This window comes from Bacillus sp. FJAT-27445 (assembly GCF_001510665.1).
Lineage (GTDB): Bacteria > Bacillota > Bacilli > Bacillales > Cytobacillaceae > Bacillus_D.
The window spans coordinates 693,387-708,439 of the sequence record NZ_LMTI01000003.1 but is presented as its reverse complement, the minus strand read 5'-3'; the positions used below and the strand labels follow the sequence as shown (position 1 = coordinate 708,439).

Here is a 15,053-nt window from a genome sequence, read left to right as displayed (position 1 = left end):
TAGAAATATTAATAGGCTCATAAACTTAACTGTTGATTTCCACTACAGGCACACGCTTTCCGCGGGGCGTCAGTGAAGCCTCCTCGGCGCTCGCGCCTGCGGGGTCTCCACCTTGCCGCTGCATCCCGCCGGAGTCGGTGCCCTCCGCTCCAATCAACGCAGTTAAAAATCAACTCTATCCTTTAACAATTTCCGCCTTCGCATAATCCCCTACTGGTTCCTTGTTTTAAATAAAAGGTAGATGAAGTAGGGTGCCCCGATGCCCGCGGTGAAGACGCCGGCGGGTACTTCAAGCGGGGAGAACATGGTTCTTCCTATTAAATCGGCAGCCATGACGAGTATTCCGCCTAAAATGGCTGATACCGGAAGGAGTGCTCCAAAGGATGACCCTACAAGCCTGCGCGCCATATGCGGCGCCATGAGGCCGACAAAGCCAATGCCGCCCGCAAAGGCAACCGATGTTCCGATTAGCCCCGTTGAAATCGCAAGCAAGGCAAAGCGCTGTTTTTGCACGCGTGAGCCAAGGCCGGTTGCAACATCATCGCCGAGTTCCTGGATGTTCAAGTTCCTTGCTGAGATAATGGCTAGTACTATTAATATGATTGTTGCCGGCAGTGCGATTGACACGTTCGCCCAGGTCGAGCCGTAAACAGTTCCAGTAATCCAAATATTTGCCTGGCTTGCCTGGAAAATTGGCCCTAGTATCATCATCATCGTTGTTAATGCCTTCATCAATGCCATTAGGCCAATCCCAATCAGGACTAGCCGGATTGGCGAGACGCCATTTTTCCAGGCAAGGATGTAAACAAGGAAGGCAGCAGCCGCGGCGCCGATGAATGCGGCTACCGGAAGCCAGGCGATGCTGACTGTCAGTGCGTTGCTTCTATCGCTGAATACTGCCAGAAAACCAACAACTGCAACCGACGCCCCGCCAGTAATACCGAGAATATCTGGCGATGCGAGCGGGTTGCGGATCATCCCCTGAAGGATGCCGCCTGCAACGGCGAGCCCCATGCCGACGGTGAGCGCGATAATGATGCGCGGCAGCCTGAACGATTTTATGATCAGCTGGTCCATCTCGGTTCCGCCGCCAAAGAAAACTTTGAGGACAGTGAGCGGGCTGATCTTCATTTCCCCCATCCCCGTGCTCACAACAAACACGGCGAATGCGGCCAAAGCAAGGCTGGTAAAGGTAATCAGTGCTTTTTTATCAAGAAGGAAAGAAATTTTTCCTTTCAAAATACGAATATTCCTGAATTGGCTCATCGGCTATTGAACCCCCTTCTCGCAATATAGATGAAAAATGGGGTGCCGATGATCGCTGTGGTGACGCCAACCGGAACTTCCTGCGGCATAAGCAGGTACCGGGAGCCGATATCCGCCGCCAGTAGGAGCATGGCTCCAAGGAGTGCGGCAAACGGGATGACCCAGCGGTGGTCGATGCCGACGATTGAGCGGGTGATATGCGGGATGACGATGCCTATGAACCCAATCGGCCCGGCAACCGCGACCGCCCCGCCGGCAAGCAGGATGACAAGGATTCCGATGCCAATTTTAACAAAAGCGGTGTTCAGCCCTAGACCTTTCGCCACGTCCTCGCCCATGGAAAGGACATTCATTTTTGATGCGATTAAGAGTGACCCGATCCAGCCGACAGCCAGGTATGGAAGTACGGCAATCAGGTTTTCAAGATCGCGGTTGGCTACGGAGCCGGCAAGCCAGAATAACACCTGCTCAAGCGCTGCTTCGTTCAATACGAGCAGGCCTTGAGTAAAACTTGCGAACATCGCTGATAGCGCGGCGCCAGCAAGGGTGAGCTTCATCGGTGTTAGCCCTTCGCGGCCGAATGAACCGATTGTGTAGACGCCGATTGCAGCCGCAGCCGCTCCAAAGAATGATAGCCAGGTGAAAGCCTGGATGCTGTCCACTTTGATAAGGGTAACGGCGATAACGACCATCATCCCCGCACCGGCATTGACGCCAAATATATCAGGCGATGCAAGCGGATTTTTTGTCAGAGTCTGGAGGAGAACCCCGGACACGCCAAGACTCGCTCCAACTGCTGCGGCGATAAGCGCGCGGGGCAGCCGGACCGACTCAATGATTATATGTTCATTCGATCCATTAAACTTGGTAAATGTGTCAATGGCCATTTTGATTGTTGTATCGGTGTAGCCAAAGACGATGCTCGCCACCATCAGGGCTAGCAGCAAAACGATGGCTCCTAAAAGGCCAAGCCATTTTAATCCTGTATTTTTAAGGAGAACCATAATGAAAACCTTTCCCACATCTACATTGTTTGACTAGTTACATATATCTAGTCTAAGGCGGTACAAGTGCAGTGTCAATGACTTTGAGAATCATTTTCATTTAACGTTTATTTCCACTGTTTTCAGTTCTGCCTGTTACTTGAGAATAATTTTCAATTAACCATTGACATGTTGATTTTATCATTTTATGATGAGGATGTCATTGAAAATGATTATCATTAACATTTATCAGGAGGCATTACAATCATGAAGAATATTCGGTACATATTCTCTCTTATGGCGATTTTCGCGGTACTGCTCTTGGCGGCTTGCGGCGGGAATGAAAAGGACAACTCGAAAGGCAGCGAAAAGCCTAAAGTAGATGAATCCCATAGTTATACCGTTGAACACGCAATGGGAACTACCACCCTTAAAAAAGCGCCTGAACGCGTCGTTATTTTAACAAATGAAGGAACCGAGGCCTTGCTAGCTCTTGGCGTTAAACCAGTCGGCGCTGTTCAATCGTGGACAGGAGACCCTTGGTACGAGCATATTAAAGACGATATGAAGGATGCTAAAGTTGTCGGCGTTGAAAGCCAGGTCAATGTGGAAGCTATTGCAGCGTTGAAACCCGATTTGATCATTGGAAACAAAATGCGCCAGGAAGAAATTTATGAGCAGTTGAGCGCAATTGCACCGACCGTTTTCGCGGAAACGCTCCGCGGCGACTGGAAGCAAAACTTCGAACTTTATGCAAAAGCTGTTAATAAAGAAGAAAAAGGCAAGGAAGTGCTTGCGAATTACGACAAGCGTATTGAGGACTTGAAAGGCACGCTTGGCGATAAGCTTAATATGAAGGTTTCCATGGTTCGTTTCATGGCAGGAGATGTCAGGATATACCATAAGGACACATTCTCCGGCGTTATCCTTAATGAACTTGGTTTTGCCCGTCCGGAAAGCCAGGACGTGGACGATTTTGCCGAAAAGAACGTAACGAAGGAACGCATCCCGGCAATGGATGGCGACGTCCTCTTCTACTTCACGTATGAAGAAGGCGACGGCAAGGCGTCCCAGGTTGAAAAACAATGGATTGAAGACCCGCTTTTCAAAAACCTTGAGGTTTCCAAAAAGGGCAATGTCCACCAAGTCAGTGATACGATTTGGAACACAGCCGGAGGCGTCATCGCGGCTAACCTGATGCTAGATGACATTGAAAAGATTTTTGCACAGTAATTTCGGTTTACTTGAAAACTCCCCTTTCTATATAAACGTTTGGCACCTGCGATTGCGGGTGCCTTTTTTTGCTCTTTAGCAACAAGAGGTTGCTCCCGCGCCTCTATTTTTACTTATCAGGGTATTTCACCCACAATACAATTTGTGGCGTGGGAGGAAGGAACGCTCCTACTCTATTTTCCTTTTCATAAAACTGCCTTTTCCGGTAAATAATAAGTTTGTTGATTTTGTGGAGGTGTAAGCGATGGGGCGGAAGACTGGAGTGGAGGTGCCGCTTCCGGAGATTATTTTGCGGTCGAATGATTTTGTACAGCAGGAATATTCGAATCGGAAGACGGGTGTGAAGTTCCACATATCATTTTTTTCAACTCTGGTAGACGAGAATATTGTGCAGAGGAATATACTTCCCTATCTGCTGGAACGGCACTTCGAGTTTATTGATGATGTGACGGCATTGGTGCCTATTACTGGAATAGAGATTTTGGACAAACCGGATAAGCTTGAGGATAAGGTGCTGAGAGGCTATCTTCTTTTGACTGTCGGGACAGACCCGGGGAAGTTCGCCCTTTTTGAAACGATAGAGGCCAATGTTCGTACGATTTCCCCGCCCGAGGTCGAATTCAGCGTCATCGGGCCAAAGGAAGCGTTTGTGGAGTCAATTGTGGTCAATACAAACCTGATCCGCAAGCGTCTGCCGATTAAGGAACTTGTTATCGAGGAAATCATTATCGGTTCGCTCACAAAAACAAGGGTTTCTGTTATTCATATTGATGGGATTACCGACCCTGACAATGTAAAAACCATTACGGACCGGATAAAAGCAATCGATTTTGATGCGATTATCGACAGTTCCTACGTCGTGCAGCTGGTTTCAGATAATACGTATTCTCCTTTCCCACAGCTTCTCGATACGGAACGGCCGGACCGGGTGGCTGCAATTCTTGCGGAAGGAAAAGTCGCCGTCCTTGTCGATGGATCGCCGCATGCGTTGATAGGGCCTACAACGCTTGGCGAGTTTTTTAGCTCATTTGATGATTATTACTTGAACTGGATACTCGCAACCTTTTTTAGGATGATCCGTTTTTTTTCAATCGTGTTTTCGGTATTAATCACTCCTGTATATGTCGCGGTCCTGACGTATCATTACGAACTGATTCCAAAGGACCTGCTTTATACGCTAGTCAGTTCGAGGAGAGTGATCCCATTTCCTCCGATCCTTGAGGCGCTTTTCCTCGAATTGACAATTGAACTGCTCCGCGAGGCCGGCGCCCGCCTCCCGACAAAGGTTGGCCAAACAATCGGTATTGTAGGAGGTATTGTCCTTGGGACAGCCTCGGTTCAAGCGGGTCTTACGAGCAACGTCCTGCTCATTTTTGTAGCACTTGCAGGGCTCGCCTCATTTACGACGCCTGTTTACAAAATGGGCAATACAATCCGGCTGTTGCGCTTTCCATTTTTGCTGTTTGCTTCGTTTTGGGGATTGCTGGGCATAGTCTTTTGCTTCTGTATATTGCTAACTCATTTAATTAGGCTTACTTCCATGAACAGGCCGTTTCTTCAGCCTTTATACCCGCCTCGGCTGGCCGATAACAAGGATGTTCTCATCCGGTTCCCGTTTCCAGCGGAGAAGACCAGGCCGCTGTTTTTACGTACGAAAAATCCATTCCGTTTCAATCCAAAAAACATGAAGAAGCTAAGGGAAATGATAGACATAGACGACTAGAAGGGGTGGATGGAATGTCTGAAATGGTTCCGGATAAGGCAAAAGTTTCCCCATTCCTCGTTTTCTTCATCATTCACGCAATGCAGTTCGGGGTTGGGGTACTCGGGTTTCAGCGAATCATTGCCAAATACGCGGGCTACGATGCCTGGATTTCCGTCTTAATCGGCGGTCTTGCGATACATCCTTTAGTGTGGATGGTTTATAAAATGGCGGGAATTGCCGGGGGGGATATTGTCTCCATTCATCAGTTTACTTTCGGCAAGTTGCTCGGAAGATTAATCAGCCTTCCGTTGATCCTTTATTTTATATTAACTTCCATTGTTTCGCTTAGGAGCTTTATTCAAATTGTCCAGGTTTGGATGTTCCCCGGCTTTAGCACCTTCTGGTTTGGACTTGCGTTTCTCCTGCTGGCCATTTACGTCATTCAAGGCGGATTCAGGACGATTACTGGGATCGCTTTTTTCGGGATTGTCTTGACTTTTTATTTGTTGTTCGTTTTCTTGTACACGATTCCTTATTCCGACTACACGGATTTGCTGCCTATTTTGGATCATTCATTTAAGGATTTAGGGCTTGCGGCGTTACACATGTCATTCACCTATCTAGGCTGGGAGACTCTGCTTGTTTTCTATCCTTTTATTAAAAATCCCCAGTCCTCGCATAAATGGGCGCAGCGTGCGATTCTGTTTACAACTATTCAATATGTTTTCATCGCTTTGGTTTCATTTGGCTATTATTCCGAAGGCCAGCTGCAACGGACGATTTGGGCAACGCTCTCCATGTTTAAAATTGTGGAAATGCCTTTCATCGAGCGGTTTGAATATATCGGAATTGCTACCTGGGCACTAAACGTCCTTCCGATTGTTTGCATCGGCCTGTGGGCTGCCTCACGAATATTAAAGCGTACCTTTCATATAAAACAGAGATACAGTGTTTATGTACTTGCTGTAGTGACCCTTATCTCTTTAACCCTTATTCAATCCCGGGAACAGGAGGCTGTATTAACTACATTCTTAGGAAAAACGGGATTCGTTCTAAATTTCGGTTATTTACCCCTCCTTTTTATCGCAGTTCTTATCGCTAGGAAGGTGAAAGGCAATGAAAAAAAATAAATGGGCCATTTTCCAGGTTTGGCTTTGCTCCTTGTTTCTTTTAGCTGGATGCGCGCAAACGGAGATTATTGACGATGTCCGGCTCGTCACCGGAATTGGCTATGATAAGGGTGAAGGGGATAAAGTCATCGGAACAGTTCTGATTCCGTTCTATATGCCCGACCAAAATGTAGAAAATAACACCCTGACTACCTCAGCTTCGCCAACACGGGATCTTTTTAACAACTTTGATCAGATGTCTTCGGACCCGGTTGTAGGGGGCTCTTTGGAGGTGGCACTGTTTGGGATGGATTTTGCAAAAAAAGGGATCTATCAAGTTCTTGACGCTCTCCAACGTGACCCGGGAGTCGGAACGAAAGCATATTTGGTAGTTGTTGACGGAAAGGCCCAGGAGATACTTGAAGGAGATTATGGAAAGAGGGGGAACTCCTCATATATTTCTGATTTACTCGACCATAATATCAAGACAAGAGACATGCCGAAAACGAATATGCATCTGTTCATGTCCGATTTTTATCAAACAGGAAAAACCGCATACCTTCCCATTATCAAAAAAAAGGACGACAAAGCCGTCCAGCTTAACGGGATCGCTCTTTTAAAAGATGGAAAGGTTGTTGATAAAATTCCCCGAAATGAAATGTTCTATTTCAAAATCATGACCGGGAATTACGCTGAGGGAACCCAAAGGGTGGTTCTTGGTAAAAATAAGGCTATGGTTGAAAGCATAAAGACGAAATTTAAAAAGAAATTAGTCCGCCGAAATCCTTATGAGATCGATGTCCATATTAAGGTGAAGGGGTACGTTCCTCAGTATACCGGCCACCAACTTAACCAAAAAATCATAAGTGAAATTGAACGCGCCTTGGAAAACGATATAGGTCAGCATTCCGGGAAACTTGTCAAACAATTTCAACAAAAGGGGGTCGATCCATTCGCCTTCGGACAATTCGTCCAATCAAAAACCCGGGGCTTCAGCTACAAAAAGTGGAAAAACACAGACTACAAAAATTTGAAAGTAAATATAAAACCGACAGTCCACATCGTAGAAAGCGGGGTCATTCAATAAACGGGATGATTTGAATACCAGGCGTCTATCCTGGGCGAGCGCCATTCATAAAAAAAGGTGCCAGGAAAGTCCAGGCACCTATTCTTTCGTGGAGAACATGTATTTTTTGTAATGGTAGCGAATGGAAAAGATGAGTGCGATGGCTAGCATATTGCCCATGAGCGAGCTGCCTCCATATGAGACGAAGGGCAGCGGGATGCCGGTGATTGGCAAAAGGCCGATGGTCATGCCGATGTTTTGGAAGACGTGGAAAGTAATCATCGAGATGACGCCAACGCAGAGATAGGTGTAATAATTGTTTTTTGTCTCCATACCTACCTTTGTAATGTGATAAATGAGTAAAAAGAACAGCGAAATTAAAATACTGGCGCCAACAAAGCCGAATTGCTCCCCGACCACGGCGAATATGAAGTCTGTATGGCTTTCGGGCAAATAGACCTGAAGCTTGCCAAACCCCTTTCCTTCCGTTTCCCCCGACCCGATTGCAAGCAGTGAGCGAGTGAGCTGGTAGCCGGTTGAACTTTGATAGTTGTACGGGTCGAGCCATGAGTATATCCGCCCAAACTGGTAGGGCTGTACACCAAGGTACTTTTCAAGCCATTCAGGCTTCCAGATGACGAAATACAGGATCGCAGCCGTAAATGAAAGTCCTCCCGCAAATATCGGGACGAGCAGTTTCCACGTGATGCCCGATATAAAGATCATCCCCACCAGGATTGCTATGAACACTAGCGATGTGCCGAGGTCGGGCTGCTGCATGACGAGAACGAGCGGCACAAATGTCGCTGCGGCTAATTTCACCAAAAGAATAACGTCGGTGCCGGTCGTTTTAACCGGATATTTCTGGTGGTGATCCCAAGTTAGCCTTGAAAGAGCAAGAATGATGAAAACCTTTACGAATTCAGAAGGCTGAAGCGACCCGAGCCCCGGGACTCTGAACCACGATTTCGCCCCATTGATTCGCGGGGCGATCGATTCGGGTGCAATCACAACGAGCACAAGCAGAATTAGCCCAAAACCGTAAGCATACCAGGTTATTTTCTTCAGCTGATCGGAATCAAGTGAAATAACGGCGGCAATAATCCCTGAGCCTACCGCGTACCAAAGAATCTGCTTGAGCAAAAAGTTCCCTTGGTACTGGCCGGAACTTTGCGCGCTGTAGATGGCAACGCAGCTGGCCATGAAGAGAAGGAGCAAGATGAGTGCAAGATTATAATCAATTTTAGTCGTATTTTTCATAGTTGGTGGCGCTCTCCTTCGCCTCGTCCCGCAGCGGGAACATCAAGGCGTTTAGTGTGCGTTTATGGTTTGGCTGCCCGCTTGGCTGATTTAACGGATGGCACAAGGCAGAACCCAAAAGCTTTCATCCTTTTTAAGCGTGGCAGTTTTTTTAAACGAACCTCTTTTTCGGAAAAAATCTAAAAGAAAAATCCCGCTTAAAACGGTTCGGCTACAATACTTCATTATATTTTTTTCAGAAGGAAATCTCAACATAAAAGCGATTCTGGCTAATATTGGCTTATGCGCCAACTTCCTTATCAACCTTCCTCCCTTTTCCTCCAATTGAGGTTCCTCAAACTCGGTATGATTGGATGGCGTTACGTACATTTTTCCTTGACGGCTATCCAGAACGGAATCTAAAATGAAATGGTGCCACTGGAAATTCTTGTTTAGTTTTCCCTATATAGGGTTTCACTCAGGGCTATCGGATTCATTTTAAACATATACATAGATGGATGGACAGGTTGCTTTCACCAAGCCGGCATGGATGGCAATTCCCGCCCAGCGTATTGCACCGTCCCTGCCTACAGACTTTATCCACGAAATTTGGAGGTACGCGATGTTAACGAAAATTGAAGCATTCATTCTGGGGCTGATTCAGGGATTGACGGAATTTTTGCCGATCAGCTCAACTGGCCACCTCTACCTGGGCCGGAACTTGTTTGGCCTCCAGGAAGCAGGGCTGTTGCTTGACACGATGCTACACGTCGGGACCCTTGTGGCGGTATTCGTTTTTTACAGACATGAGTTTCTTAAAATCATTAAAAACCCGTTCGGCAAACTCACCTGGCTGCTCGCTGTCGGAACGATTCCCGCGGTAGTTGTCGGCCTCTTGTTGAAGGATTATATTGATGAAATTTCAAAAACGGGCTCAACCATCGGGTGGGAATTCCTCATCACGGGGCTGTTTCTTTGGATGGCCGATACGATTAAAAATGGCCAAAAGAAAATGGAGGACATCACCTACAAAGACTCCTTCATTATCGGACTCTTCCAGGCAGCCGCAATCATGCCGGCGATTTCCCGCTCCGGCTTTACGATTGTTGCCGCGCTGTGGAGAAAGCTTGACCGCGAAACTGCAGCCTATTTCTCGTTCCTCCTGTCCACTCCGGCAATTGTTGGAGCGGTCATCCTCCAGTCCTTTGACCTGATGGGAGGCGGCGCTGAGACAATATCGCTTTCCGCACTTACTATCGGAATCATTTCCTCAGCGATCTTTGGCTATATCGCTGTAAAGTGGATGATTGGCTACCTAAAGAACCACTCCCTGAAACCATTCGCCATTTATGTATGGGTTTTGGGCGTTGCCGTCCTGTTCTTTCAATTTACAGGGAAATTTTAATTTCAAAGCGGAACACCCGTCCAGGGCCTGGGCGGGTGTTTTTTAAAAAGAAACAAGACAAAGCTTTTTGTTTATTGAAACCGTACAGCCATTTTAATTAACCCCCAATAATATTGATTTATTTGTTGCGCAACAATGGTCGAGGGGAATACCGGTTCAGTTTCTGTTTTTCCAAATAAAGTGCTCGACATTAAAATTGCCGTGGAACGACAAATTTCCCAGGAAATAGCGGGTATAGGATTGCAGGAAATGGTACTGAAGGCTGGGAAAACATTAATGAGAGGATTCAATAAAAAGGCTTAGGAGCGGGAAAAATCCTACTCTAAGCCTTTTATTTCAAATTAGTATGCTGTTTTTCACATAGGTGCTTTCCTTTATTCTACTGTGACCATCCCTCTTGCCATTTCACGTGCGGCTTCGGCGGCGCGTTCCTTGGCTGCGGCCATGATGGCCGGGACTTCTTTCGGGAAGTGGTCGACGCCTTCCGCATAAACGGTCGGCAGTACTTCCATCCCCAAGAATCTTAGCGCGGTTGTCAGGTACTGGTCACCGAAGTTGAAATCCTTCAATGGTCCTTCGGAATAGACGCCACCGCGCGTCTGCAGATGGATGGCCTTCCTTCCCGTCAGCAGCCCATGCCGGTTACCAGGGTCCGGATCAAACGTTTTGCCTGCGATAAACAGGTTATCCATAAATGCTTTTAAAATTGCCGGTGATCCCAAATTCCAAATCGGCGATACAAATACATAGTAATCGTTGTCAATGAAGCGGTCGGCGAGTGCATGCATATCGGTGACTTGCTTTCTCTCCCCTTCGCTCAAATCCTCCATCTTCTTGCCCATGAAGCTCAGTTTCGCTCTTGCATAGAGCATATCCATATCGATGACCGGGATATCCATATCGTAAAGGTGCATATGTGTAATTTCAACATCCGGCTGCTCCTGCTTGAAGGCATCTAGAAACGCCTCGCCAAGCTGCATCCCTTTTGAAAGTTTGCTGTCGGTCTTCGGTGTCGCGGTTACGTAAAGAAGCTTTGCCATAAACATCCCTTCCTTATATACAAAATGACTCTCTTCCATAGTACAGTAAAACTCATCTGTGAGTCGTTGAACAATCGGTGACGTTTGTGGAGATTATGTGAATGTCCTTCCAAAATTTCTTCAACAGCCATTCATTGCCGCTAGAAAAGCACGCACGACTAAACAAAACTTGATGAAACTTAATGAAACTTAATGAAACTTAACAAAATGCAACAAAACTCACTTCCACTTGCATTGGAAATCGTTTACTATGAAACTATCAGATTTTATCCTTTGGCAGAAAAGCCATTTACCTAAAATAAAGAGGAGGCTCTTTCGTGGAATTGAAAGCGTATACGCCAGATGAGGTCGCCCGGATTTTCCAGATTTCCAAACACACAGTTTACGAGATGATCAAGCGCGGCGAGCTTCACGCATTCAAAATTGGCAATAAGATGCGCATCGAGCACGATGAAATTGAGCGCTACAAGGACAGCATGAAGGCGCCGGCCCGAAAGCCAGCCTCCGAACAGCCACAGCAGGAATCAAGCAGGCAAATCCAGGCGCGCCTAGCCGGAAGCCACGATTTCCTCGTCGAGCACCTCGTTAAGGAAACTGCCACAGCGCAGGGACTTCAAATTCAGCCAACGTACATAGGCAGCCTTGAAGGCCTGATGATGCTATACCGCGGGCAGGCGGATATTGCCGCGATGCATTTGCTCGATCCGGCCTCGCAGCAATACAATCTGCCGTTCATTCACCAGCTATTCGTCTATGAAACAATCAGTGTCATGCGGCTTGCTTCCCGGGAGCAGGGCTTTATTGTCGCAAAAGGAAATCCGAAGGGCGTATGCGGCTTCAGCGACCTTGCCCGGAAGGATATCCGCTTTATTAACCGGCAAAAAGGCTCGGGAACCCGATTCCTGCTAGACTCGAAGCTCCTTGCTAACGGCATCGTTCCCACCGATATTAACGGTTATGAGAATGAGGAATGGACACATCTTTCCACCGCCTCCCACATCAGCAGGGGCACCGCGGATACCGCATTCGGGATCCGATCAGCCGCAAGCCATCTTGGCCTTGACTTCATTCCTGTCGCGAAGGAGCAATTCGACCTTGTGTTCCGATGGACGGAGGAAAACCGGGAAACACTCGGGAAACTGAGGTTATTTTTACAATCGGAAGAATTTAAACAAAGCCTTTCAAACCTTGAAGGATATGACATCAGCGAACTCGGCACAATGATTTACGAACCCACTCAATCGGAGGAATCTGTTAATGTTTAAAAATCGCTATCTTTCCGTACTAATGATCGCTTTCCTGCTTCTGTTATCCGCTTGCTCCAGCTCAGGAACAACCGCCGAAAAGAAGCCGGCTGATAAGGAAAAAGCGGCAGAACCGCCACAGGAAATCATTCTTGCCACAACGACAAGCACCCAGGACAGCGGCCTCCTCGATGTCCTCATTCCTGTTTTTGAAGAAAAGTATAACGCAGAGGTAAAAACAATTGCCGTTGGGACTGGCCAGGCGCTTGAAATGGGCACGAAAGGCGAAGCGGATGTCCTCCTCGTCCACGCCCCTGATGCCGAACAGACTGTTGTCGATGCCGGCGATGCGATCAACCGCAAACGCGTCATGTACAATGACTTCATCATCGTAGGCCCATCCAGCGACCCGGCAAGAATCAAAGGCTTGCCAACGAAGGACGCATTCAAGAAACTGGCTGAATCCAAAGCTATTTTCGTCTCCCGCGGCGACGATTCGGGCACACATAAAAAAGAACTCGGCATCTGGAAATCCATTTCAGCTACCCCGGCAGGCGACAGCTATGTTGAAAGCGGCCAGGGAATGGGGCCGACCTTGCAAATCGCCTCTGAAAAACAAGGCTATACACTGACTGACCGGGCAACCTACCTGGCCCAGGAGAAAAATTTGCACGGCTTCGAAGTTGTCGTAGAGGGCGATCCCGACTTACAGAACATTTACCACGTCATGCAGGTTAACCCTGAAAAACACGACAAGGTCAATGCGAAGGGCGGCGAGCAGTTCGTTGAGTTCATGGTTGACAGCAAAACCCAGGATATGATTGAAGAATTCGGCAAAGACAAATACGGCCAGTCGCTGTTCTTCAAGTATACAGAGTAAGTTGGCCGACAACAGGCGGATTGCAATGCAAATTTAAATGCCCATGGTTACCAGCAATCAGGGTACGGCCTTCAGCATTTTCACTCCGCCGATCAGCTTGATGCAAGAAACCGAAATTGGTAGCAAACAGGATTCCCTTCCTGTTTCTATAGAGTTCCCTTACTTAACTGGCCCCCGTTTTCGCCAAGGACGGGGGCAACCCTATTTTAATTTAAGATAGTTTTGTAGTTTAATGGAATAGAAGCTTGTTTTTGAAAAAGCACTTTACACAATGGCATCTAATTACTTCACCATACATGAAAGGCCTGGCTGCGATGGATTTGATTGTTGATGGTTTTTTAAAAGCAATAGAGATGATCCTGTCCGGGGATAGGGAGATATTCGAGATTACAATGCTCACGCTACGGGTGTGCTTCCTGTCGATTTTGGTCAGCACGCTTATCGGCATTCCGTTTGGGATGTTCGTCGGGCTCGCCAGGTTCCCGGGAAGAAGATTGTTGATGGTGTTCATCAACATTGGCATGGGGTTGCCGCCTGTCGTAGCGGGGCTAACCATCACGATCATGCTCTGGCGCTCCGGGCCGCTCGGAGACCTGTCGCTCCTCTATTCGCCGGCCGCCATCGTGATGGCGCAAATTCTCGTGTCGCTCCCAATCGTGACCGGTCTGACTGCATCCGCATTCCAGGCGCTTGACCCTAAGCTTCTTTTACAAATAAAAGCCCTTGGCGCGACGAAAGCACAATCGCTCTGGCTCCTTCTGAAAGAGGCGAAAATTGCCATCCTCGCCGCGATCATGGCTGGTTTTGGGCGCGTCATTGCCGAGGTCGGCGCCGCGATGATGGTCGGCGGAAACATTAAGGGCGACACGCGCATCCTGACCACATCGATCGTAATGGAGGTTTCGAAGGGCAACTTCGACGTCGCTATCGCCTTGTCGTTCATCCTGATGACTCTGGCATTTATGATCACTTTTTTCCTGACAACACTCCAGCAAAGGAAGCGGCCGCTATGAATCCATACCTGCACTTTCAAGGTATTAAGCATTATTTCGGTAAAAGAAAAGCTCTCGACATCCCCGAGTTTTCAATCTCCGGCGGTGATTTCCTCGGTGTGATGGGTCCGAATGGAGCCGGAAAAAGTACGTTTTTGAAAATCGCTTCCTTCCTTGAAGCGCCGGCGGCCGGGACGATTTCATATCGGGGCGAGCCTGTTCCTGCGGGAGGAGCCGCGCTTGAGCTAAGGCGGAAATTTTCAATCGCGCTGCAGCAGCCATTGCTCCTTGATACGACGGTTGCGCAAAATATCGGGGTCGGGCTGAAGCTCAGGAAAGTTCCGCGCGGGGAGATTGGGAGCCGGGTCGAGCTGTGGATGGACCGGTTCCAGATCAGCCACCTGGCCCGAAAAAACGCCCGCTTTCTGTCAGGAGGCGAGGCTCAGCGTGTATCACTGGCGCGGGCAATGATCATCGAACCGGAAATTTTGTTTTTAGACGAGCCTTTTTCCGCACTCGACTTTCCTACCAAAATCAAGCTGATGGAGGATTTCCGCGAAATCTTCGCTGGGTCAGGCACCACGGCGATGTTCGTAAGCCACGACTTGATGGAAGTGAAATTTTTGACAACCAAGCTAGCCGTCATGGCCGGCGGCGAAATAAAGCAAGCAGGCAAAACTATGGATGTACTGGCTGCGCCAAATGAAGCGGCTGCCGGATTTCTTGAGGTTTGGAAAAGGTATAGTGTGTAGAGTTGCTGGCCATTCATCCACATGTGGATATCAATAATTTTGTGGATACCACCCTTCGTAAAAGTGGTGGTTTTTGTTTTTTCTGGGGATAAGCATGTTTTGGCTGTGGAATTGTGGACAGAAAGAGTTATATATGGGG

13 protein-coding genes are annotated in these 15,053 nt (G+C 47.8%); 9 read left to right on the top strand and 4 right to left on the bottom strand.

Annotation, left to right across the window (positions count from 1 at the left end; translation table 11 throughout):
• Positions 1-210 precede the first annotated feature (210 nt).
• Both AR337_RS11785 and AR337_RS11780 read right to left on the bottom strand, forming a co-directional pair.
• Positions 211-1,266, bottom strand: coding sequence for an iron ABC transporter permease (locus AR337_RS11785; protein ID WP_059172187.1), 1,056 nt, complete (start codon positions 1,264-1,266; stop codon positions 211-213).
• Positions 1,263-2,270 (bottom strand): iron ABC transporter permease, encoded by a 1,008-nt coding sequence (locus tag AR337_RS11780; RefSeq protein WP_059172186.1) that lies wholly within the window; start codon positions 2,268-2,270, stop codon positions 1,263-1,265. Before AR337_RS11780 ends, AR337_RS11785 begins: the two co-directional genes overlap by 4 nt.
• A 246-nt stretch (positions 2,271-2,516) precedes the next feature.
• Here AR337_RS11780 and AR337_RS11775 point away from each other — a divergent pair, with 246 nt between their 5' ends.
• From AR337_RS11775 to AR337_RS11760, 4 genes are all read left to right on the top strand, one after another.
• Positions 2,517-3,482 carry an ABC transporter substrate-binding protein gene (locus tag AR337_RS11775; protein ID WP_059172185.1) on the top strand — a complete coding sequence of 322 codons (966 nt, stop codon included), beginning with the start codon at positions 2,517-2,519 and terminating at the stop codon, positions 3,480-3,482.
• Between the two features lie 244 nt (positions 3,483-3,726).
• Positions 3,727-5,205, top strand: coding sequence for a spore germination protein (locus AR337_RS11770; protein WP_059172184.1), 1,479 nt, complete (start codon positions 3,727-3,729; stop codon positions 5,203-5,205).
• A gap of 14 nt (positions 5,206-5,219) precedes the next feature.
• Positions 5,220-6,317, top strand: a complete 1,098-nt coding sequence (locus AR337_RS11765; protein ID WP_059172183.1) for a GerAB/ArcD/ProY family transporter — start codon at positions 5,220-5,222, stop codon at positions 6,315-6,317.
• Positions 6,304-7,383, top strand: a complete 1,080-nt coding sequence (locus AR337_RS11760) for a Ger(x)C family spore germination protein (protein ID WP_059172182.1) — start codon at positions 6,304-6,306, stop codon at positions 7,381-7,383. The genes AR337_RS11765 and AR337_RS11760 overlap by 14 nt, the downstream gene beginning before the upstream one ends.
• Before the next feature lie 78 nt (positions 7,384-7,461).
• On the opposite strand, the gene AR337_RS11755 is transcribed toward AR337_RS11760, so the two are convergent.
• On the bottom strand, positions 7,462-8,622 hold the full coding sequence (locus AR337_RS11755) for an FtsW/RodA/SpoVE family cell cycle protein (protein ID WP_059172181.1): 1,161 nt from the start codon (positions 8,620-8,622) through the stop codon (positions 7,462-7,464).
• A gap of 601 nt (positions 8,623-9,223) precedes the next feature.
• On the opposite strand from AR337_RS11755, the gene AR337_RS11745 reads away from it, so the two are divergent.
• The gene (locus AR337_RS11745) at positions 9,224-10,006 is read left to right on the top strand and encodes an undecaprenyl-diphosphate phosphatase (protein ID WP_059172179.1); all 783 of its coding nucleotides are present in this window, start codon (positions 9,224-9,226) and stop codon (positions 10,004-10,006) included.
• A 374-nt stretch (positions 10,007-10,380) separates the two neighbouring features.
• Here AR337_RS11745 and AR337_RS11740 read toward each other — a convergent pair whose 3' ends face one another.
• Positions 10,381-11,046, bottom strand: a complete 666-nt coding sequence (locus tag AR337_RS11740) for an FMN-dependent NADH-azoreductase (protein WP_059172178.1) — start codon at positions 11,044-11,046, stop codon at positions 10,381-10,383.
• A gap of 317 nt (positions 11,047-11,363) precedes the next feature.
• Between AR337_RS11740 and AR337_RS11735 the strand changes: the two genes are divergently transcribed.
• From AR337_RS11735 to AR337_RS11720, 4 genes are all read left to right on the top strand, one after another.
• Positions 11,364-12,311 (top strand): helix-turn-helix transcriptional regulator, encoded by a 948-nt coding sequence (locus tag AR337_RS11735; RefSeq protein WP_059172177.1) that lies wholly within the window; start codon positions 11,364-11,366, stop codon positions 12,309-12,311.
• On the top strand, positions 12,304-13,170 hold the full coding sequence (locus tag AR337_RS11730; RefSeq protein WP_059172176.1) for a substrate-binding domain-containing protein: 867 nt from the start codon (positions 12,304-12,306) through the stop codon (positions 13,168-13,170). The genes AR337_RS11735 and AR337_RS11730 overlap by 8 nt, the downstream gene beginning before the upstream one ends.
• A gap of 314 nt (positions 13,171-13,484) precedes the next feature.
• On the top strand, positions 13,485-14,183 hold the full coding sequence (locus tag AR337_RS11725) for an ABC transporter permease (protein ID WP_059172249.1): 699 nt from the start codon (positions 13,485-13,487) through the stop codon (positions 14,181-14,183).
• Positions 14,180-14,914, top strand: coding sequence for an ABC transporter ATP-binding protein (locus AR337_RS11720; RefSeq protein ID WP_059172175.1), 735 nt, complete (start codon positions 14,180-14,182; stop codon positions 14,912-14,914). The genes AR337_RS11725 and AR337_RS11720 overlap by 4 nt, the downstream gene beginning before the upstream one ends.
• Positions 14,915-15,053 lie beyond the last annotated feature (139 nt).

Bases quoted from the DNA above. Each gene is read 5' to 3' on its own strand.
- AR337_RS11720 (WP_059172175.1), top strand. From the start codon at position 14,180: ATGAATCCATACCTGCACTTTCAAGGTATTAAGCATTATTTCGGTAAA.
- AR337_RS11775 (WP_059172185.1), top strand. From the start codon at position 2,517: ATGAAGAATATTCGGTACATATTCTCTCTTATGGCGATTTTCGCGGTA.
- AR337_RS11760 (WP_059172182.1), top strand. From the start codon at position 6,304: ATGAAAAAAAATAAATGGGCCATTTTCCAGGTTTGGCTTTGCTCCTTG.
- AR337_RS11745 (WP_059172179.1), top strand. From the start codon at position 9,224: ATGTTAACGAAAATTGAAGCATTCATTCTGGGGCTGATTCAGGGATTG.
- AR337_RS11765 (WP_059172183.1), top strand. From the start codon at position 5,220: ATGTCTGAAATGGTTCCGGATAAGGCAAAAGTTTCCCCATTCCTCGTT.
- AR337_RS11755 (WP_059172181.1), bottom strand. From the start codon at position 8,622: ATGAAAAATACGACTAAAATTGATTATAATCTTGCACTCATCTTGCTC.
- AR337_RS11780 (WP_059172186.1), bottom strand. From the start codon at position 2,270: ATGGTTCTCCTTAAAAATACAGGATTAAAATGGCTTGGCCTTTTAGGA.
- AR337_RS11785 (WP_059172187.1), bottom strand. From the start codon at position 1,266: ATGAGCCAATTCAGGAATATTCGTATTTTGAAAGGAAAAATTTCTTTC.
- AR337_RS11770 (WP_059172184.1), top strand. From the start codon at position 3,727: ATGGGGCGGAAGACTGGAGTGGAGGTGCCGCTTCCGGAGATTATTTTG.
- AR337_RS11730 (WP_059172176.1), top strand. From the start codon at position 12,304: ATGTTTAAAAATCGCTATCTTTCCGTACTAATGATCGCTTTCCTGCTT.
- AR337_RS11725 (WP_059172249.1), top strand. From the start codon at position 13,485: ATGGATTTGATTGTTGATGGTTTTTTAAAAGCAATAGAGATGATCCTG.
- AR337_RS11740 (WP_059172178.1), bottom strand. From the start codon at position 11,046: ATGGCAAAGCTTCTTTACGTAACCGCGACACCGAAGACCGACAGCAAA.